This window comes from Brachybacterium paraconglomeratum (genome assembly GCF_003994255.1).
Classification (GTDB): domain Bacteria; phylum Actinomycetota; class Actinomycetes; order Actinomycetales; family Dermabacteraceae; genus Brachybacterium; species Brachybacterium conglomeratum.
The window spans coordinates 79,777-98,996 of record NZ_ML133858.1; the positions used below are offsets into that span (position 1 = coordinate 79,777).

Genomic DNA, 19,220 nt, shown 5'->3' on the forward strand with positions numbered 1-19,220 from the left:
TCGTCCTCCCCTCACAGTTCCTGGGCGAAGCGCCGCTTGGAGCGCTCGAAGACGACGGTGCCGATCACGAAGGTGACCACGGCGATGAGCAGACCCGCCCACCACAGGCCGAGCGGCTCGTGCGGGGACAGCAGCGAGGGGTCGACGGCCACGCGCTCGACGACCTCGGGGCTGTAGCGCCAGAACGCGACGTGGAACAGCTCCACCACGATCGTCAGCGGGTTCAGCTGGTACAGCCAGAACCAGAACGTGCCGCCGATCGACTCCTCCACCATCGAGACGCGGTACAGCACCGGGGAGAGCCAGGTGGCGACCATGACGATGAGGTCCACGAAGTTCTCCACGTCGCGGAAGGCCGCGTTCAGCGCCGCGGTGATCATCCCCAGCCCCATCGTGAAGATCAGCAGGATCGCCATGCCGAGCACGAAGGCGAGCGCCGCCGTCGGCGAGGGCAGCCAGCCGAACAGCAGCGCGCCCACGATCAGCACCAGCAGCTGCGGCAGGAAGTGCACCAGCGCCACGATCATGCTCGACCAGGGGAACAGCTGGCTGGGCAGATAGATCTTCGAGACCAGCGCCTGGTTGCCCGTGATCGAGCGGGTGGCGTTGCCGAAGACCTCGCCGAAGAGGTTCACCACGACGATGCCGCTGAACAGGTACACCGCGTAGGCCGGGGTGTCGCGCTGGAGCTGCAGGAAGACGCCGAGGGCGATGTAGAAGGTGATGAACTGGACCGCGGGCTTCACGTAGCTCCACAGCATCCCCAGCGCGCTGCCGCGGTAGCGGACACGCAGCTCCTTGCGCACCAGCAGGCGCAGCAGGAACCGCTCCGTGACCGGGTTCAGCCAGCCGGCGTCCTGTCCGGGCGCGCGCCAGCCCTCGGCCTGCTCGGCCCGGGTGGGGAGCTGGCCCGCCCGCGTGCGGGGGGCCTCGCTCACGCCGAGGTGCTCCCGCCGCTCGCGCCGCTGCCGGCCGTGCCCGCGGCGCGGTCCTTCTCGCGCACCGGGGCGGGGTTCTCCGCGAAGGTCCGCTCCCACTCCTCGAAGGAGGTGATCCGGCCGGCGGACTCGCGGTACTGCGCGGCCAGCTCGTTCCAGCGGCGGTGGAGATCCAGGTGCGCGGTCAGCGCCTGGGCGAGCTTGTCGCGCACCTGCTTGGGATCGCGCTTGTACCAGGCGACCTGGGTGCCCTCGGCGTTCGAGACCAGCGCGCTGTCGTAGGCGGACAGGCGCCACCACTTAGCGTCCAGGTGCGGCACGACCGCCTGCGGGTTCTCGTCCGCGCGGGGCGAGGTGGGCTTCAGCAGCTGCTTGGCCAGCGTCTTCGCCGTCCACACCGGGAGCATGAAGCGGCGCGGCTCGGTGAAGGGGCGGCCCTTGCGCGGGGGCTTGTCGACGTGGACGGGCGGGTAGGAGTCCTGGTCCTTCTTCGCGCTCGCGTCGGCGAAGTCGGAGGCCATGGCCCGGATCTCGGGCAGCTTCGTGCCGATCGAGGGGTGGAGCGCGTCGGGGCCCTCGAGCACGTCGCGCTGGGCCATCAGGCGCCCCGCCTCGGTGTAGTACTGCATCGAGATGAGGTGCTTGACGTCCATGAACTGCGACTCGCGCACCACACGACCGCCGCGGGGGTAGGGCGAGTGCAGCAGCGCGGTGATGATGCGGTTGCGCTCGTGGAAGTAGGCCTGCCAGCCCACCAGGTCGTCCTTGTCCACCCAGCTCATGTGCCACACGCCCGCGCCGGGCAGGGACACGGTCGGGTAGCCCGCCTTCTTGGCGCGCAGCCCGTACTCGGCGTCGTCCCACTTGATGAACACCGGCAGGCTCAGCCCGATCGCGCGCACCGTCTCGGTGGGGATCAGGCAGGACCACCAGCCGTTGTAGTCCACGTCGGCGCGGCGGTGGAGCCACGGGGTGGAGCGCAGCGGCTCGGCGGAGAAGTCGTGGCCCAGCTGGCCCTCGGTGTTCGCCAGCGCCGGCTGGATCCGCCAGGGGTTCACGACCTCGCCGAAGGTGTGCAGCACGCTGCGGTTGTTGAGGTCGAACATGTGGGCGCCGACGAGGGTGGGCCGGGTGGCGAAGTCCGCGAAGGTCACCAGGCGCACGAGCGTCTCGGGCTCGAGCACGATGTCGTCGTCGCAGTTGATCACGTAGGTGGAGGTGCCGTTGGTGGACGCCTCGTACATGCCGCGGGAGAAGCCGCCGGAGCCGCCGATGTTGCCCTGCTCGATGATGCGCAGCTGCTCGCCGAGCTCCGCCTGGAGCGGGGCGAGGTCCTCGGGGTGGTCGCCGAGGCGGTCCGCGCCCTGGTCCACGATGTACATCACGTCGAGCTTCTCGCGCAGGTCGGGGTTCTCCGCGACGGTGGCGATGTTGTCGAGCACGTAGTCGACCTTGTTCATCGTCGTCATGGCGATGGAGAAGGTGCCGTCGGTGCGGGCGAGGTCCGCGTCGGCCGTCCACTCGGCGCCGATGATGGTGAGGTCCTCGGCGCCGGCGTAGGCGTCGAACCAGTACCAGCCGCCGTCGCCGAAGGCGGTCAGCGGCAGCTCGAAGACGGTCTCGCCGCTGCCGGTGACGCTCACCGAGTCGTGGCGCTGCAGGCTGCCGCGCGCCGTGGAGCGCATGACGACCAGGGTGCCGGAGCCGGCGGTGCGCACCACGAGCCGCAGCGCGCGCACCGGGGTCCAGCGCCGCCAGTAGCTGGCGGGGAAGGCGTTGAAGTAGGTGCCGAAGGACCGCATGGACTGCGCGGGGATCCGCACGGAGCGGCGGTCGCTGAGCTCGCTGACGTCGACGGAGGCCGCGCTCGCGGCGGGCTGGCCAGGGGCTCCCGCGTCGGACGAGTCGCCGCCGCCGAGGCCGAAGGCGCTGCCGCTCGCGCCGGAGCGCGCGTCGGAGGCCTCGATGTACAGCGGGGCGATGTCGGGGGACGCCTCGGTGGGCAGGATCAGGCGCTGCAGCACGCGCTGCGGCGCGGTCGTCTCGGGCGCGGCGTTCTCGGGGGTTGCCGTGGCGGCAGGGGTGGCGTTCATGGTGCTCCTCGTCGGCGGTCGTCTCGGGCCCCGCACTGCGGGGCGGTCGGGTCAGCCCCGCAGCAGGTCGGGCAGCTTGTTGTCGGCCATCGACAGGGCGGAGCCGATGGCCATGTGCATGTCGAGGTACTGGTAGGTGCCCAGGCGCCCGCCGAACAGGGTGCGGGGCTCGACCTCGGCGCGCTTGCGGTACTCGAGCAGCCGCTCGCGGTCGGCGCCGGAGTTGATCGGGTAGTACGGCTCGTCGCCGGACTCGGCGAAGCGGGAGTACTCGCGCTGGATGACGGTCGCGTCCTTGGTGTAATCGCGCTCGGGGTGGAAGTGGCGCGGCTCGATGATGCGGGTGTAGGGCACCTCGGCATCGGCGTAGTTCATGACGGAGGTGCCCTGGAAGTCGCCGACCTCCAGGTGCTCGGTCTCCAGGTCGATGGTGCGCCAGCCGAGCTCGCCCAGGTCGTGGTCGAAGTAGCGGTCCACCGGCCCGGTGTAGACCACCGGCAGGTTCCCGCGCACCGCATCGCGGTTCAGCGGCTGGGAGGTGTCGAAGTAGTCGGTGTCCAGGCGCACCTCGATGTCCGGGTGGTCCGCCATCCGCTCGAGCCACGCGGTGTAGCCGTCGGTGGGCAGGCCCTCGTGGGTGTCGTTGAAGTAGCGGTTGTCGTACGTGTACCGCACCGGGAGGCGGGAGATGATCGAGGCGGGCAGGTCCTTGGGATCGGTCTGCCACTGCTTGCCGGTGTAGTTCTTGATGAACGCCTCGTACAGGGGGCGGCCGATCAGGGAGATGCCCTTGTCGTTGAGGTTCTCGGGATCCTTGCCGGCGAACTCGCCGGCCTGCTCCGCGATCAGGGCGCGCGCCTCGTCGGGCGTGTAGGCGGCCTGGAAGAACTGGTTGACGGTGCCGAGGTTGATCGGCATCGGGTACACCACGCCCTGGTGGGTCGTGTAGACCTTGTGCTGGTAGCCGGTGAAGCTCGTGAAGCGGTTGACGTACTCCCACACCCGGTCGTTCGAGGTGTGGAAGAGGTGGGCCCCGTACTTGTGGACCTCGATGCCGGTGACCGCATCGGCCTCGGAGTACGCGTTGCCGCCGATGTGGGAGCGACGGTCGATGATGGTCACCTTCGCGCCGTGCTCGGCCACCGCGCGCTCCGCGATGGTCAGGCCGAACAGGCCGGAGCCGACGATCAGGAGGTCAGGAGTCGACACAGGGGGTCCTTTCGATGCTGACGGGTTCTCCGCCGGGGACTCGATCACAGTAGCGGAGGCGCGACCGGGGGACGGCTCCCCGCCTCGGCGCGCCGGAGCGTGTGGCAGTGGTCATGCGGTGCGGCCGTCGTGCTCGACGAAGCGCCGGTAGGCCAGGCGGCGCGCCCATCCCGGGGCGAGACGATAGACGCCCCGCTCCCCCAGGTTGCGCAGGAAGCCGGTGGGGGTGGTCACGCGGTCCATCACGAAGCGGCGCTGCAGGCGCAGGTCGCTCGCGAAGAGCCGCCAGCCGCCGCGACGGGCGAAGAGGTGCTCGTCCACGCGGTAGTCCACGAGCACGTCCGGGAGGTTCGCCATCCGCGCCCCGCCCAGCATCATCCGCTCCCAGAGCCAGTAGTCCTCCAGCAGGGGCAGGTCGCGGTAGCCGCCGACGGCGAGCACCGTGGAGCGGCGCAGCACCATCGTGGGGTGGTGGAAGGGGCTGTGCCGCGGGAGATAGGCGGTGATCTCGGCATGGGTCAGGGGCCGTGTGCGCAGCGGCCCGCGGCCGGGGGCGACGCGGTCGCTGAACTCGCGCATCGCCCCGCCCAGGAGGTCGAGGCGGTCGCGCCGCATCCGCGGGATCTGGAGGGCGAAGCGCTCGGGGCGGCACAGGTCGTCGGCGTCGGCCCGGGCGACGAGCTCGTACGGGGAGGCCTCGAGGCCGTCCTGGAGCGCGGCCGCGACCCCGCGATGGGCGCTGTGGCGCAGCACGGTCGCCGGGCCGTGGTCGCCGGCCTCCACCCGCTCCACCAGCGCCTCCAGCGGGGCGGGGAGCGGCCCGTCGACCGTGAGGATCAGCAGGTCGGGGCGGAGCTGCTGCGACTCGGTGGCGGAGACGATCGCCTGCCGGACCCGGTCCGGCCGGTCCTTCGCCCACAGCGGCATGAGCACCGCGAAGGGCTCGGCGCCCTCGGCCCTGCCCCCGGGGCGGGCGGGCGCCTCGTCCTCGGCGCGGACGACGGGCGGCTCCTCTCCCCCGCGGCCGCCGACGGGCGGGGCGGGCCGTGCGGGATCGGTCACCGGCCGGCCGCCCGTTCGATCGCGCGCACGTCCGCGGCGGCCTCGCCGTCCGCGGCGAGCACCGCCGCGGAGGGGCGAGGGCCACGACGCAGCGCCGCGAGCACGCCGCGCAGGCCCACCCCGGCCACGTCGCCGCGGTGGCGGGCGAGCACGCCGAGCCAGCCGAGCGCGGTGCGCCCGCCGTGCAGCACCCGCTCGAGGGGGCTGAAGGAGTCGGTGCGCAGCAGCGCCCACAGGCGGTTGCGCACGTCGTAGTAGAAGCGGCTGCCGGGGCTCGTCTGCGCGTTGCCGAAGCGGGCGGTGCGGTGCTCGACGACGGAGGACGGCACCTGCAGGCCGCGGCCGTGGCGCAGCAGGCGCCCGGTGTGCTCGAAGTCGTCGGACCAGATGAAGTAGTCCGCGTGGGGCAGGCCGAGGCGGCGCACGTCCTGACCGTTCAGCAGCGCGGAGACGTAGCTGGCGGTGCGGATGGGGCGGCCGCCGGCGCGGGCGGCGTCGCGCTTCTCGCGGGAGCTCGCGCCGAGGCGGGTGCGCTGGGTGTTCATCGGGTGGTCGCGGCCGTCGGTCCACACCGCGCGGGAGCTCAGCACGCTCAGCCGCACCGGCGAGCTGCCGAGGGCCTCCAGCAGCGCGGCGAGCGCGCCCGGCCGCGGCACCGTGTCGTCGTCCATCACCCACACCCAGTCCGCGTCGTGGCGCACGAGCGCGCGGGCGATCCCGGCGGCGAAGCCGCCCGCTCCACCGACGTTGCGGTGCAGGTGGACCACGTCGGCGCCGAGCGGGTGCTCGTCGGCCACGCGGCCGCTGGCGTCGGTGGAGGCGTTGTCGATCACGACGACCGCATCGGGCCGGCGGTCCTGCGCGGCGAGGCCGTCGAGGCACTGGGCGAGCAGCTGCTCGCGGTTGTAGGTGACGACCACGGCGACGACGCGCTCGCTGAGCGCCTCGGGGTGGGCGGCGGCCTCGACGTGGCCGGGCCGGCCGACGGTCGGACGGGTCTCGTCCGCGGGTGCGGTGTCGCTCACTGCGCCTCCTGCTGGGGGTTCCGTGTCGCCTGCGCGGCGCGACCCCAGTGTACGGAGGCGCCGCCTCCTCTCCGCGACGTCCGGGGGACGGAGCTGTGAAGGTTCTCGGGAGGTTCTCCGAATCCTGGCCCGCTCCCCCGTGCCCCTCGGGCGAGTCGGACGCCGCGCCCGCTACTCTGGCGAGCGCCGCAGGCCCGGAGCACCCCACCGAGCACTCTCCCCATGCCCGGATCCGATCTGCCGCAGACCGCCGGGACAGGGTCCCGGCCGGGAAGGAGACCGCTGTGAGCGACCAGCATCCGCCCCGCTCCCCGCGTCCGGGCGGGCCCCGCCGTCCCAGCGGGCACCGGGCCCGTGCCGGAGGCAGCGCCCGTGCGGTGCCGCGCCGCACCGACGGTGCCCCCGCTCCGCGCCCCCGGGGCGATAGCCAGGGGCCCCACCGCTCCTCCGGACACGCAGGCCAGGCTGGCGGCTCCGGTCGAAGGGGCGACGCCGCAGGTCCTGCGCCGACCCGTCCCCTGCCGCGCGTCGAGGGGTCCGCGGGCGCGGGCGGTCCCGGGGAGCGTCCAGAGGACGCGCGCGCCGGAGCGTGGGGCGAGGAGCCGCAGCCCGGGCACGACGGCCGCGGACACGGCGGCCCTGCCGGGCCCGGCGGTCCGCCGCGCACCCGACGTCGCCGCTCCCGGATCCCGCGCCCGATGCGGCTCGGCGCGACCCTCGCGGTGCTGCTGCTGGTGATCGTGCTGGGCTGGGGCGCGGGGCTCACCCTCTGGGCGAACAGCCGGATCGAGCACGTCGACGCGCTGTCCGAGGCGGAGAACACGCCCGGGACCACCTATCTCATCGCCGGCTCCGACAAGCGCGACGGCGAGGCCGTGAACGCCGACGGCACCGAGGGCGCCCGCACCGACACGATCATGCTCCTGCACAAGGCGCGGGGCGGGAAGAGCTACCTGATCTCCCTGCCGCGCGACACGCTCGTGGACATCCCCGGGCACGGCGGGTACAAGCTCAACGCCGCCTACTCCTTCGGCGGCGCTCCCCTGCTGGTCGAGACCGTCGAGGAGTTCACGGGGCTGACCATCGACCACTACGTCGAGATCGGCTTCGACGGCGTCTCGCAGGTGGTCGACGCGGTCGGCCACGTGAACCTGTGCATCGACCAGGACGTGGACGACGAGAAGTCGGGGCTGAAGATGACGGAGGGCTGCCATGACGTGGGCGGCGAGCAGGCCCTCGCCTTCGTGCGCGCCCGCTACTTCGACCCGACCGCGGACATCGGACGCCAAGCCCGCCAGCAGCAGTTCGTCTCCGCGCTGATGGACCGCGCCACCTCCCCCGCGGTGCTGCTGAACCCGATCACGCAGGTGCGTCTCGCGGGCGCCGGCTCCGGCGCGCTGACCACCAGCGACGGCACCGGCATCGTGGACGTGGGCCGGATGGCGCTGGCCGCCCGCTCCGCGATGGGCTCGGGCTCGCTGTCGATCCCGATCGAGGATCCCGAGTACCAGACCAACAACTCCGGCGTCGCGATCCTCACCGACGACGAGGACATCAAGGCGTTCTTCGAGTCGGTGGCCGACGGCACGGCCGAGCCCGAGCCGGCGGAGGGGTGAGTCGAGGGCGCGTGCGAGAGCGCCCTGCACGACGAGGAGCGGCCGACGTCCCGAGGGGACGACGGCCGCTCCCTTGTCATGGGTCCGTGCGGACCGGGGCCGCGCCCCGTGGGGCGCCCGGCTCAGCGGAAGAGCATGTCGATGACGATGTTCACCGAGTTCAGCACCGACTGGCCCTTCGAACGGGAGTAGTCGGTGTAGAGGATGTGCACCGGGTGCTCGGCGACGGTGAGGTCGTGGCGGCCGATCTCCTCGACGAGCTCGGAGGCGTGCGCCATCCGGTTCTGCTCGATGGTGATCTTCTCGCACGCCTCGCGGCCCAGGACCCGCAGCCCGTTGTGGGCGTCGGTGAGCTTCACCCCGGAGGTCAGGTTCGAGTACCAGACCGCCCCGCGCAGCACCATGCGCTTGATCAGGCCGGGCTTGGTGCGGGCGTCGAGGAAGCGGGAGCCGAGCACGATGTCCACGCCCTCCGCATCCCGCTTGAGGATCATCTCCGCGGCGTCGTCGACCTGGTGCTGCCCGTCGGCGTCGAAGGTCACGATCTGCCGCATCTGCGGGTCGCGCAGCGCGTAGTCGATGCCGGTCTTCAGCGCCGCGCCCTGGCCCATGTTGTAGGGGTGGCGCACCACGGCGGCCCCGGCCTCCTCGGCGATCCGGGCCGAGCCGTCCGCGCTGCCGTCGTCCACGCAGACCACGAGCGGGTAGCGGGAGCGCAGGTCACGGATCACGTCGCCGATGACGACGCCCTCGTTGAACAGCGGCACGACGAACCAGGTGCAGTCGGCCCCGGGCGCGTTCGTGGCGCGCGAGGGGTCAGGGCTGTCCATGGGTTCTCCTCGTGTGACGGAGCATTCGGCGGCCGGGAGGCGCACGCCCGAGGAGGATACCCTGTTGCGGTGGACACTCTGCTCGAAGCGCTCGGCCCCGCCCTCGGGGTGAGCGGGCGCACCTTCATCATCCAGCTGCTGCTGGTGGCGGGGATCGTGGCGATCGTCGCGTGGCTCTTCGTCAAGCGCGGCGCGAAGCAGCTCGCCGTCCGGCGCCTGCTCGTCATCGCCTTCGCCGTCTTCGCGGCGCTGACCGTGCTGTTCCCCACGATGCTCACGCGCGTGGCGCACATGGTCGGGGTGGGGCGCGGCGCCGATCTGCTGCTGTATGCGACGGTCCTGGTGCTGCTGGGCTTCCTGGCCCTCCAGGAGGCGCGGACGAAGAACGCCGAGAAGCGCACCACCTATCTGGCCCGACGGCTCTCCCTCGACGAGGCGGAGCCGGCCGAGCAGTACCGGGAGCGCTCCCTGCGCGAGCACGACGGATGACGGGCGCTGCGAGCCTCCTCCTCGTCGTCCTGATCGTCCTCGCCGCCGCGTACGTCCCCGGCTATCTCGCCGTCCGCGCGCTGGCCGGGTCCCGCCTGATCGCCCTCGCGTTCGCGCCGGCGATCGGGACCGCGGTGGCCGGGATCGGCGCGATCATCGCCTCCCTGGCGGGGGTGGCCTGGACGCTGCTCCCCTTCGCGGTCCTCTCCGCGCTGCTGGTGCTCCTCGCCCACCTCCTCGCCCGGCGCGGGGTGCGTCTCCCCTCGACGGTGCTCGACGGCCCGCTGCTCGCCCCGCGCCCGCTCGCGGCGCACCTGGGCTGGGCCGGTGCCCTCGTCGCGGGGCTCGCGGTCGCGGTGGTCCCGATCGCGCGGCAGGCCGGCGGTGCCGGCGCCGTGCTGGAGCGCTACGACACGCTCTACCACCTCACCGCGCTGACCCACATCCGCGAGACCGGCGACGGCTCGAGCCTCACCCTGAACGCGGTGACCAGCAGCACCCGGGCCCCGTCCTCCTATCCCGCGGCCTTCCACGACCTGGCCGCGCTGGTGCCCGGTGTCGACATCCCGATCGTGCTGAACGGCTCCGTGCTCTCCCTCGCGGTGGTGCCGTGGGTGGTGGGCCTCGCTCTGCTGGCGCGGACCCTGTTCCCGCAGGTGCGGTGGGCGCCGCCCGCCGTCGCGCTGGTCGCCGCGGTGGTCCCCGCGAGCCCGCTGGACCTGTGGATCCATCTCTCCCCCGTCCCGAACCTCACCGGCTTCGCCACCATGACCGGGGCGCTCGCGGGCGCGGTCGCGCTCTGGCACGCCCTGACCGGCCCGGTGCGCGCCCGGGCGGGCCTCGACGAGAACGCCTCGGTCTCCGTCCTGCAGCCGGCGTCCTCCCCTGCCGGGCACGATGCGTCGGACGTCCCCGATGACGCGGCCCCGGTGCGGCCTGCGGTCGGGGCGGCGCTCGGGGTGGTGGGCGTCTCCGGGATCGGCCTCACGCTCATGCAGCCGAACGTCGGGGTGATGGCGCTGATCCTGATCGCGGTGCTGACGATCGTGACGGGGCTTCCCCTGCGGCACACCCGCCGGCGCCTCCTCGCCGTGCCGGTCCTCGCGCTGCTGCCCGTCGCGGTGCTGACCTACACGCCGCTGGGCGCCCGGGTGACGGGCTTCTCCGGCGGTCTGCAGGTGCCGTGGTGGTCGGCGCTGGGCGAGGTGGGCCTCGGCCTGCTGACGGTGTGGCCGATGGCGCTGGGGACGGTGATCGCGGTGCTGTGGTGGCCGGGCCTGGTCTCCACGCTGCGCGGGCCGCTGCGCTGGCTGCCCGTGGCCTGGATCGTGGTCGCCGTGATGTACCTCGACGCCGCGGTCGACTCGCCGCTGAACCTCTCGGTGCTCTTCTTCCGCGGCCAGGACCGGATCGCGATCCCGCTCGCGATGCTGTCCGCGCTGCTGGTGGTGCCGGGGTTGCAGGCCTGGGCGCGCCTTCTGCGGCGCTCCCTGCCGCTGGGCGGGCCGACCGTCCGCGGCCGCGCCGTGGTCGCGGTGCTGGTCGTGCTCGCGACCCTCGCGGCCCTCGGCTCGGTCCCGCCGCGGCTGGACAACGCCGAGAAGAACCTCGCCGCGGAGTATCCCGGGCGGGGCCGCTTCCTCCAGGCCGACGAGCTCGAGGCCTTCGCCCGCATCGCCCCGGAGCTGGACCCGGACAGGTCGATCCTGGCCAGCCCGTACTCGGGCGCGGCGCACATGTACTCGCTGCACGGGCTGAACGTCCATCTGCCCGTCGCGGGCACGGCGCTGACCGACCAGGACCGCGCCGCGATCGCGGCGGTCCCCTACGCCGACCGGTGGACCTGGCGCTGCCGGACCCTCGCGGACGCGGGGATCGGCTACATCTACCAGGAGCGGCAGCCCTACCAGTACGACCCCGCCTTCAGCGCGATCGAGCAGGGCGGGGAGTCCCTCGGCACCGTCCTGTTCGAGACGGACCACTCGCGGCTGATCCGGATCGAGTGCGATCCGGCGCTGTGACCCCGCCCGGTCGCTGATCCCGGCGAAGCGCTGCCCTGCGGGGCGGCCCTGCGCCGCCCCGCTCCCCCGCACGGACGGCGAGAGGGCGCCACGGCTCGCAGCCGTGGCACCCTCTCCGCGTCGTCAGGGCCTCCGTGAGGTCAGCCGGCGACGACCTTCCGGGTCACCTCGATGACACGCTCGACGTCATGGTCGGTCAGGCCAGGGAACATCGGCAGCGAGATCTCGCGGCGGTAGTAGTCCTCCGCCACGGGGCACATCCCGCGCTGGTAGCCGAGGTCCTCGAAGACCGGGTGCCAGTAGGCGGGGATGTAGTTGACCTGCACCCCGATGCCCTGCTCGCGCATGGCCTCGAAGATGGCGCGGCGCCGCTCGGCGGGGACGCGCAGCGGGTAGAGGTGCCAGGCGGGCGCCGCCCCCTCGGGCACGCCCGGGATGTCGACACCCTCGAGGTCGCCGAGCGCCTCGTCATAGGCCTTCTTCACCTCGGCACGGCGGGCCACGAACGCATCGAGGCGCGCGAGCTGGCTGGTGCCGAGCGCGCAGAGCACGTCCGGCAGGCGGTAGTTCAGCCCGAAGCTGTGGACCTCCTGGTGCCAGGGGCCCTCGTCGGGATAGCGCTGCACCGCCTTGTCGCGCACCAGGCCGTGGTTCTTGAACGCCCGGGCGCGGGCGGCGAGGTCCGCGTCGGCCGTCACGACCGCACCGCCCTCGGCGGTGGTGAGGTTCTTCGTGGGGAAGAACGAGTAGGTCGTGAGGTCGGCGAGGGAGCCCACCGGCGCGCCGTCCTGGGTAGAGCCGATGGAGTGCGCGGCGTCCTCGAGGAACAGCGCGCCCTGCCGGGAGGCGATCTCGCGCAGGGCCGTGCCGTCGACCGGCACGCCGGCGTAGTCGACGCCCGCGATGACCTTGGTCCGCTCGGTGACCGCGGCCTCGACGGCGGCGGGGTCGAGGTTGCCGGTGGCCGGGTCGACGTCCGCGAACACGATCTTCGCACCGTGCAGGGCGGCGCCCGCGGCGGTCGCGACGAAGGTCAGCGGGGTCGTGACGACCTCGTCGCCGGGCTCGATGCCGGCGGCGGCGTAGGCGACGTGCAGCGCCGCGGTGCCGGAGGTGACCGAGACCGCGTGCTCCACGCCCGCGCGCTCCGCGATCGCCGCCTCGAACCGGTCGACCTCGGGGCCCGTGGTCAGCCAGTCGCTGCGCAGCGCCGCCTCGACGGCCGCGATGTCGTCGGGCTCGATGGACTGACGTCCGTACGGCAGCACCTCAGATCCCTCCCTCGATGATGTCCGCGATCTCCTGCTGGGTGTACCACTGGTCGTTGGAGTCCGAGCGGAAGAAGAACCCGGGCTCGACCGGCACGGCGCCCTCGGGGGCCTTGTAGCCCCAGGTCGCGAGGTCGGGCTGGATGATGAAGTACTTGCCGTCCTCGATGATGACCGCGCGGCGGCCCTCCTCGGGGCTGATCATCTCCTCGTGGAGCTTCTCGCCGGGACGCAGGCCCACGTCGACCATCTCGGCGCCGGGCACGACGGCCTGGGCGAGGTCGGTGACCTTCATGGAGGGGATGCGCGGCACGAGCAGCTCGCCGCCCTGCATGAGCTCGAAGGTGTCGATGACCATCTGCACGGCCTGCGGCAGGGTGATGAAGAAGCGGGTGCAGGTCATGTCCGTGATCGGCAGCGGCTTGCCCTCCTCGCCGAGGCGGCGGAAGAAGGGGATGACCGAGCCGCGCGAGCCCATCACGTTGCCGTAGCGCACCACGGCGAAGCGGGTGTCGTAGCTGGCGGCGTAGTGGTTGCCCGTGATGAAGAGCTTGTCGGCGGTGAGCTTGGTGGCGCCGTAGAGGTTGATCGGGCTGGAGGCCTTGTCGGTGGACAGGGCCACGACCTTCTTCACGCCGGCGTCGATGGACGCCTCGATGACGTTCTGGCTGCCGAGGATGTTGGTCTTGACGAACTCGAAGGGGTTGTACTCCGCGGTGTCGACCTGCTTGAGCGCGGCGGCGTGGACGACGTAGTCCACGTCCTTCAGCGCACGGGCGAGGCGGCGCTCGTCGCGGATGTCACCGATGAACCAGCGCAGGCGGGGGTCGTTGCCGAACTGGTTGCGGACCTCGTACTGCTTCAACTCGTCCCGCGAGAAGACGACGACCCGTCGCGGGTTGTGGTTGTCGAGCACTTCACGCAGGAAGGCCTTGCCGAAGGAGCCGGTCCCACCGGTGATGAGGATGGAGGCACCGTTGAGGAGCGACATGCAGATCTCTTTCGTCGACGGGGTTGGGGCGGCACCCGGGCGACCCGGGACGCGCGTGCCATTATGGCACGGTGACCGATACACGAACCGTCGCAGTGATCCAAGCTCGTACAGGCTCCTCCCGCCTCCCCGGGAAGGTGCTCCGGCCGCTCGGCGGCCGACCGGTCCTGGGGTGGATGGTGCGGGCCGCCCGCGCCGCCTCGGGCGTCGAGGACGTGGTGGTGGCGACGTCCACCGCACCCGGGGACGACGCCGTCGCCGAGCTCGGCGAGGAGCTGGGCGTGCAGGTGGTCCGCGGCAGCGAGGACGACGTCCTCTCCCGCTTCGTGCTCGCCCTGGAGGAGACCGGGGCCGATGCGGTGGTGCGCCTGACCGCGGACTGCCCGCTGGCGGACCCCTCGCTGATCTCCGCCGTGGTGGGGATGTGGAAGGCCGATCCCTCGCTGGACTACACGGCGACCACGCTGGTGCGCACGCTGCCCCGCGGCCTGGACGTCGAGCTCGCCTCGCGGGACGCGCTGCTGACGGCCGATGCGGAGGCCGAGAGCTTCCACCGCACGCACGTCACCTCCTATCTCTACGACTCCAAGCGCTACTTCCGCACCATGGGCCTGGTCGTCCAGCCGGCCGCGAACGACCTGCGGGTGACCCTGGACACCGTCGAGGACGGCGAGATGCTCGACGCCGTCGTCGCCGAGCTCGGGGATCGCGCCCCGGCGTGGCACGAGGTGGTGGACCTGCTGCGCTCGCGCCCCGACATCACGCGGATCAACGCGGGCGTGCGCCAGAAGAAGCTGGCCGACGGATGACCCACGTCGCGATCCGGTGCGACGCGACCCCGTCGGGAGGCATCGGCCACCTGGTGCGGGCGCTCTCCGTCGCCGACGCCGCCCGCGCCGCCGGGCACACCGTGGTGGTCGCCGGCTCGATCGAGGCGCCTCTCGCCCGGCACCTGTTGGCCGAGTCCGGTCTCGAGGTGACCGCGGCGCCCGAGGACCTCGGGATCCTCGCCGCCGAGCAGGGCGCGAGCGTCGTCCACGTCGACGACTACACGATCGGGGCCGACGCCCGGGACCAGGTGCGCGCCGGCGGCGCGCTGCTGTCCTCGATGGAGGACGGCGCCTTCGGCCGCCGCCCCGCCGACGTCGTCGTCGACTCCACGATCCGCGCCGAGCGGATCGGCCGCCCCGAGGACGGCAGCGGCGAGGTGCTCCTCGGCATCGCCTACGCCCCGATGCGCGCCGAGGTGCGCGCCGCGCGGGAGAAGCGTGTCGACGAGGACCACGACGTCAGCCGCGGCGCCCGGGTGCTGATCGTCATGGGCGGCACCGACGCGACCGGCGCCGCCGGGACCCTCGCCGCCGTCTGCGCCGCCGCCGAGGGCGTCGCGCACGTGAGCGTCATCGCGCCCGAGCACGGCTGGGACGCGGTCCGGGCCGAGGCCGGGGAGGACGTCGAGCTGCTCGCCCCCTCCCCCGCCTTCCTCGAGCGGGCGAGCGCGGCGGACCTCGTCGTCAGCGCCGCGGGCACCACCGCCTGGGAGCTGGCCTGCATCGGCGTGCCGAGCCTGCTGGTCGCGGTGGTGGAGAACCAGCGCGCCGGCTACGAGGCAGCCCTCGCCGAGCGCATCGCCCGCGGGCTCGGCACCCTCGAGCAGGTGCGCGCCGACCGCTCCGCGGCGACCGCGGAGGTGGAGCGGGCGATCTCGGACCTGCGCGCGATGCGCAGCTGGACCCCGGTGGGCCGGGAGAAGGTCGACGGCCACGGCGCGGAGCGGATCGTCGCCGCCTGGGACGCGGCGCTCGCGCGACGGATCGGGACGGCGGAGGCGCCGGTCGCGGCGCGGCCCGCGACCCCGTCGGACTCGCCCCTGCTGCTGCGCTGGCGCAACGACCCGGAGACCCGGAAGGTCTCCCGCGACTCCGATCCGGTGCCGTGGGAGTCCCACTCCGGCTGGTACGCGCGGACGCTGGAGAACCCGTCCCGCGAGCTGTACGTCGTCGAGCGGGGCGGCGCGCCCGTCGGCACCGTGCGCTTCGACGCGCTGGAGGGCGCGTCGGCGGGCGAGGAGTGGGAGGTGTCCATCACCCTCGCCCCCGAGGCGCGCGGTCACGGGCTCTCCCGGCCGGTGCTCGCCGCCGGCGAGGCGGCCTTCGGGGCGCGTCACCCCGGCGCCGTCGTCGTCGCCGCGATCCTTCCCGACAACCTGCCGTCCCAGCGGCTGTTCGCCGGGGCCGGCTACGTGCTCGATCCGGATCGCGACGACGGCGAGTTCGACGTGCTGGTCAGACGAGATCCCAGCTGAGCGGCGTCCCGCGCTCGACGTCCTTCGCGAAGGTGCGGCCGAGGACCACGTCGAGAAAGCGCGGCTCGAGGCCGCCCGCGGGGCGGATCGAGCGGACGTTCTCCGCGGTGATCTCCTCGCCGGCGCGCACGTCCTTCACCACGAACAGCGAGCGGCGCAGGCGCTGGGACTCGGCCTCGGACTTCGTCGGGCCGACGTGCACCTCGCCGAGCGCGAGCCAGGCGGCGTAGGACTCGTCGACCAGGGCCTTCAGCTCCTCAGGCTCGAGGGAGAAGTCGGAGTCGACGCCGCCGTCGGCGCGGCGCAGCGTGACGTGCTTCTCGAGGATCGCGGCGCCGAAGGCGACGGCCGCGACGCTCACGCCGATGCCCTTGGTGTGGTCGGAGAGGCCGCCGACGACCTTCCAGGTGTCGGCGAGCACCGGGATGGTGCGCAGGTTCGACGCCTCGGCGGTCGCCGGGTAGGAGGAAGTGCAGCCGAGCACGGCGATCTGGTCGTTGCCCTCGGCGCGGAGGGTCTTGACGGCGAGGTCCACGTCGCCGGCGTCGGCGGCGCCGGTGGAGAGGATCACCGGCTTGCCGGTGCGGGCCACCTTGCGCAGCAGCGGGATGTCGCCGATCTCGAGCGACGCGATCTTGTAGACCTCGGCGCCGAGGTCCTCCAGCAGGTCGACGGCCGTGTCGTCGAAGGGGCTGGAGAACGGGATCATGCCGTGCTCGCGGGCGCGGGCGAAGATCGCCTCGTGCCACTCCCACGGGGTGTGCGCCTCCTGGTAGAGGCTGTAGAGGTTCCGTCCGCCCCACAGGCCGTGGCTGTCGGTGATGCGGAAGGCGGGGCCGTCGGCGTCGATGGTGATCGTGTCCGCCGTGTAGGTCTGGAGCTTGATCGCCGGGGCGCCGGTCTCCGCGATCGCGTCGACGATCGCGAGGGCGCGGCCGAGGTCGCCGTTGTGGTTGCCGGACATCTCCGCCGCGACGAAGGGGGCATGGGCCTCGCCGACCTGGAGGTCGCCGATCTGCAGTGACTTGGGGGTACCGTTCTGGCTGAAGGACATGCGCCGATCGTACCGGAGCAGGTGGCGGCGCCCGCCCGTCAGCCGTGCCGCGCGCTGCGGGCGAGACGCTCCAACCGGGTCCGGCAGTCCGCCAGGACGAGGTCGACGCACTCCTGATAGGGGGCGGTGAAGTCGATCCAGGGCGGGGCGATGATCGTCGAGTTGCGCGAGAGCTGGTCGACGGAGGTCCTGCCTCCCCCGGTGCGGTAGAGGTAGTTCTCCGGCGAGAAGCCCAGCAGCCAGGTCGGCGTGCCGACGGCGGCGGCGAGCTCCATCGGGACCGTGCTGATGCCGATCACGAGGTCCATGGAGGCGACGTGCGCCGCGAGCCCCTCGAGGTCGTCGAAGAGGTCGACGTCCTGGATCTGCCGGATCCCGTGCTCCTCCAGGTACGCCCTCTCCACGTCGTCGGTCGCGTGCTGGATCGACCAGAACTCGACCCCGTCCACGTCCAGCAGCGGGGTGAGCTGCTCGAGGCCGATGTACATCATCCGCCGGGTGCCGCCGGAGAAGTGGCTCCTCCACACCAGGCCCACCTTGAGCCTCCCCTCGGCGCGCGGCACGGCCCGGGCTGGGTCCGGGACGAGATAGGCGCCGGTGTCCTGGCGCGGGAGCACGCCGGCGAAGCGGTTGAAGGTGAGGTTCTGGCCGTAGGTGACGTGGTCGGCGGCCTCGACGTAGGGGTCGCAGTGGGCGGGCAGGTGGCTGGCGAGGATGAAGTCGCTGTACCGGCCGTCGTAGACGGGGTTCAGGTGGCCGCGGATCCGACGGGCGACGTCGACGAACTCGATCGTGGGGAAGCTCCGCTCGAGCAGGGTCCGCAGCCGCGGGTCGCAGGTGGCGGTGACCCGGTAGCGCGCGGCGAGCTCGCCGAGGTGCTGCGCGCCGCGGATCTCGTCGCCCACGCCGTCGTCGGTGATGAGGAAGAGGGAGGAGCCGGGATCCTCGGGCAGCGGCGCGGCGTTCAGGAACCTCTCACCGAGGTCGCGCTCGAGGATCCGCCACGGCGGCGCGGTGCGGCGCACGCTCCAGGCCTTCAGGTACTGGCCCGTGAGCATGAGGGTGGTCCCCTGGTCTCGGTCGCCGCGGCGGATCCCGGCGCGACCGGCGCTGGCGCTGCCGTAGCCGATCTCGTTGCGCAGGTCGATGACGGTGCGGTCGCCGTCCAGGCGGGCGTAGACGAGCCGGAGCCCGGTCGCCGCGACGGTGTAGGTCGGGTCCTCGACGAGGACGGAGTGGAGCAGGTCCGCGGCGTCGCGGTGCTCGCCCTGCTCCATCGCGATCAGCCCGCGGCCGCAGCGGGCGCCGAGCATCGTCTCCGGCACGCCGCGGAGGGTGGGGACCAGGGCGTCGAGCTCGGGCAGGAGGTCCTTCACGGTGAGCACGCGCAGGAGGGAGTCGCGGGTGTGCACGTCCATGGCGTCGAAGCGAGAGGTCGTCGCCTCGAGGCACGCCTCGTAGAAGTCCTGGTGCGCGGGGCTCTGCCCCCGCAGGTCGTGGGCGAGGGCGAGCACGCCCGGCATGCCGCGGTGCTCGGCGGGGACGGCGTCGAGGTCCGGGACGAGGGCGCCCGAGTCGAAGCGCAGCGCGGCCTCGGCGACGGCGCGGTCGCGCAGCCCGTGCTCGGACAGCTGCCGCTCGACGAGGGTGCGGGCGGTGTCAGCGTGCCCGTGGGTGACGAGGTCGTGGACGTAGCGCAGGTTGTCCTTCCAGCGGAAGGGGTCCTCGTCCCCGTCGGCGAAGAAGTCTCTCACGTCGATCTTCTCGAACGCGGCCGTGCGGAGGCGGAACTCGCGGAAGCGCAGGTCCCGGAGGGTGGCGCCGGGGGCGCGGGAGCTGCCCTCGAAGGTGCGCAGCGTGCGGAGCGCCGCCACCTTCTCGGCGGCGGGGAGCCCCGAGAGCTGGATCCACTCGGCGAGCCTCACGCGCTGGGCCGGGGTGAGGTCCCGATCGGCGAGGGAGCCGAGATGCGGGGCCAGGAGCAGATCGGCGCGCAGCCCCTCCTGGCCGCTGAGCAGGGTGACGCCGACGAAGCACTCGTCCAGCAGGTCCAGCCCGTCCGTGTCGATCCCGTCCAGCAGCGCGGCGGCGGAGCGGAAGTTCCTCATCCGTGCGAGATGGCGAGCCCCGGTCAGGACAATGTCCAGGTCGGTCCCCGGGTCGTTCGCCGCGACGAGCGCGCGGCGCTCCGAGAGATCGAGCAGCGGTCTCACGACACGTGTGAGCTTGCGGAGCACGGCACCACCTGGGATTCGGGTCGAGCACCGGTCGGCTCGTCACTGAGCCTGATCCTATCCGGGTGATCCGCGCGTCACCTGC

15 protein-coding genes are annotated in these 19,220 nt (G+C 72.8%); 5 read left to right on the forward strand and 10 right to left on the reverse strand.

Going from position 1 to position 19,220, the window contains the following annotated elements:
* Window positions 1–11: 11 nt before the first annotated feature.
* The 5 genes from DS079_RS12620 to DS079_RS12640 form a co-directional block, all read right to left on the reverse strand.
* On the reverse strand, window positions 12–938 hold the full coding sequence (locus DS079_RS12620) for an ABC transporter permease (protein ID WP_126988236.1): 927 nt from the start codon (window positions 936–938) through the stop codon (window positions 12–14).
* Window positions 935–3,031 (reverse strand): glycosyltransferase, encoded by a 2,097-nt coding sequence (locus tag DS079_RS12625; RefSeq protein ID WP_126988238.1) that lies wholly within the window; start codon window positions 3,029–3,031, stop codon window positions 935–937. The genes DS079_RS12620 and DS079_RS12625 overlap by 4 nt, the downstream gene beginning before the upstream one ends.
* A gap of 51 nt (window positions 3,032–3,082) precedes the next feature.
* The gene (gene glf, locus DS079_RS12630; protein ID WP_126988240.1) at window positions 3,083–4,240 is read right to left on the reverse strand and encodes a UDP-galactopyranose mutase; all 1,158 of its coding nucleotides are present in this window, start codon (window positions 4,238–4,240) and stop codon (window positions 3,083–3,085) included.
* 111 nt (window positions 4,241–4,351) lie between these two features.
* Window positions 4,352–5,302 (reverse strand): glycosyltransferase, encoded by a 951-nt coding sequence (locus DS079_RS12635; protein WP_164736243.1) that lies wholly within the window; start codon window positions 5,300–5,302, stop codon window positions 4,352–4,354.
* Window positions 5,299–6,327, reverse strand: a complete 1,029-nt coding sequence (locus tag DS079_RS12640) for a glycosyltransferase (RefSeq protein WP_126988242.1) — start codon at window positions 6,325–6,327, stop codon at window positions 5,299–5,301. The genes DS079_RS12635 and DS079_RS12640 overlap by 4 nt, the downstream gene beginning before the upstream one ends.
* A gap of 698 nt (window positions 6,328–7,025) precedes the next feature.
* Between DS079_RS12640 and DS079_RS12645 the strand changes: the two genes are divergently transcribed.
* Entirely contained in the window at window positions 7,026–7,943 is a 918-nt protein-coding gene (locus tag DS079_RS12645) for an LCP family protein (protein ID WP_164736244.1), read from the forward strand.
* Window positions 7,944–8,065: 122 nt separating this feature from the next.
* On the opposite strand, the gene DS079_RS12650 is transcribed toward DS079_RS12645, so the two are convergent.
* The gene (locus tag DS079_RS12650; protein ID WP_053918247.1) at window positions 8,066–8,773 is read right to left on the reverse strand and encodes a glycosyltransferase family 2 protein; all 708 of its coding nucleotides are present in this window, start codon (window positions 8,771–8,773) and stop codon (window positions 8,066–8,068) included.
* Window positions 8,774–8,842: 69 nt separating this feature from the next.
* On the opposite strand from DS079_RS12650, the gene DS079_RS12655 reads away from it, so the two are divergent.
* Window positions 8,843–9,262 (forward strand): DUF2304 domain-containing protein, encoded by a 420-nt coding sequence (locus DS079_RS12655; RefSeq protein WP_126988244.1) that lies wholly within the window; start codon window positions 8,843–8,845, stop codon window positions 9,260–9,262.
* Complete coding sequence (locus DS079_RS12660; protein ID WP_126988246.1) at window positions 9,259–11,283, forward strand: DUF6541 family protein; 2,025 nt, start codon at window positions 9,259–9,261, stop codon at window positions 11,281–11,283. Before DS079_RS12655 ends, DS079_RS12660 begins: the two co-directional genes overlap by 4 nt.
* Before the next feature lie 140 nt (window positions 11,284–11,423).
* Here the strand turns inward: DS079_RS12660 and pseC are convergent, their stop codons facing one another.
* Together pseC and pseB are read right to left on the reverse strand one after the other, a co-directional pair.
* A complete protein-coding gene (gene pseC, locus DS079_RS12665) occupies window positions 11,424–12,551 on the reverse strand; it encodes a UDP-4-amino-4,6-dideoxy-N-acetyl-beta-L-altrosamine transaminase (RefSeq protein ID WP_126988248.1) in 1,128 nt (375 codons plus the stop codon).
* Window position 12,552: 1 nt separating this feature from the next.
* On the reverse strand, window positions 12,553–13,542 hold the full coding sequence (gene pseB, locus DS079_RS12670) for a UDP-N-acetylglucosamine 4,6-dehydratase (inverting) (RefSeq protein WP_010549822.1): 990 nt from the start codon (window positions 13,540–13,542) through the stop codon (window positions 12,553–12,555).
* Between the two features lie 71 nt (window positions 13,543–13,613).
* Here pseB and DS079_RS12675 point away from each other — a divergent pair, with 71 nt between their 5' ends.
* Window positions 13,614–14,351, forward strand: a complete 738-nt coding sequence (locus DS079_RS12675; RefSeq protein WP_241237644.1) for a cytidylyltransferase domain-containing protein — start codon at window positions 13,614–13,616, stop codon at window positions 14,349–14,351.
* On the forward strand, window positions 14,348–15,847 hold the full coding sequence (locus DS079_RS12680; protein ID WP_126988249.1) for a bifunctional UDP-2,4-diacetamido-2,4,6-trideoxy-beta-L-altropyranose hydrolase/GNAT family N-acetyltransferase: 1,500 nt from the start codon (window positions 14,348–14,350) through the stop codon (window positions 15,845–15,847). The genes DS079_RS12675 and DS079_RS12680 overlap by 4 nt, the downstream gene beginning before the upstream one ends.
* On the opposite strand, the gene pseI is transcribed toward DS079_RS12680, so the two are convergent.
* A complete protein-coding gene (gene pseI, locus DS079_RS12685; protein WP_126988250.1) occupies window positions 15,828–16,901 on the reverse strand; it encodes a pseudaminic acid synthase in 1,074 nt (357 codons plus the stop codon). The genes DS079_RS12680 and pseI overlap by 20 nt on opposite strands.
* Window positions 16,902–16,939: 38 nt before the next feature.
* Window positions 16,940–19,114, reverse strand: a complete 2,175-nt coding sequence (locus DS079_RS17635) for a hypothetical protein (protein ID WP_126988251.1) — start codon at window positions 19,112–19,114, stop codon at window positions 16,940–16,942.
* Window positions 19,115–19,220: the final 106 nt, after the last annotated feature.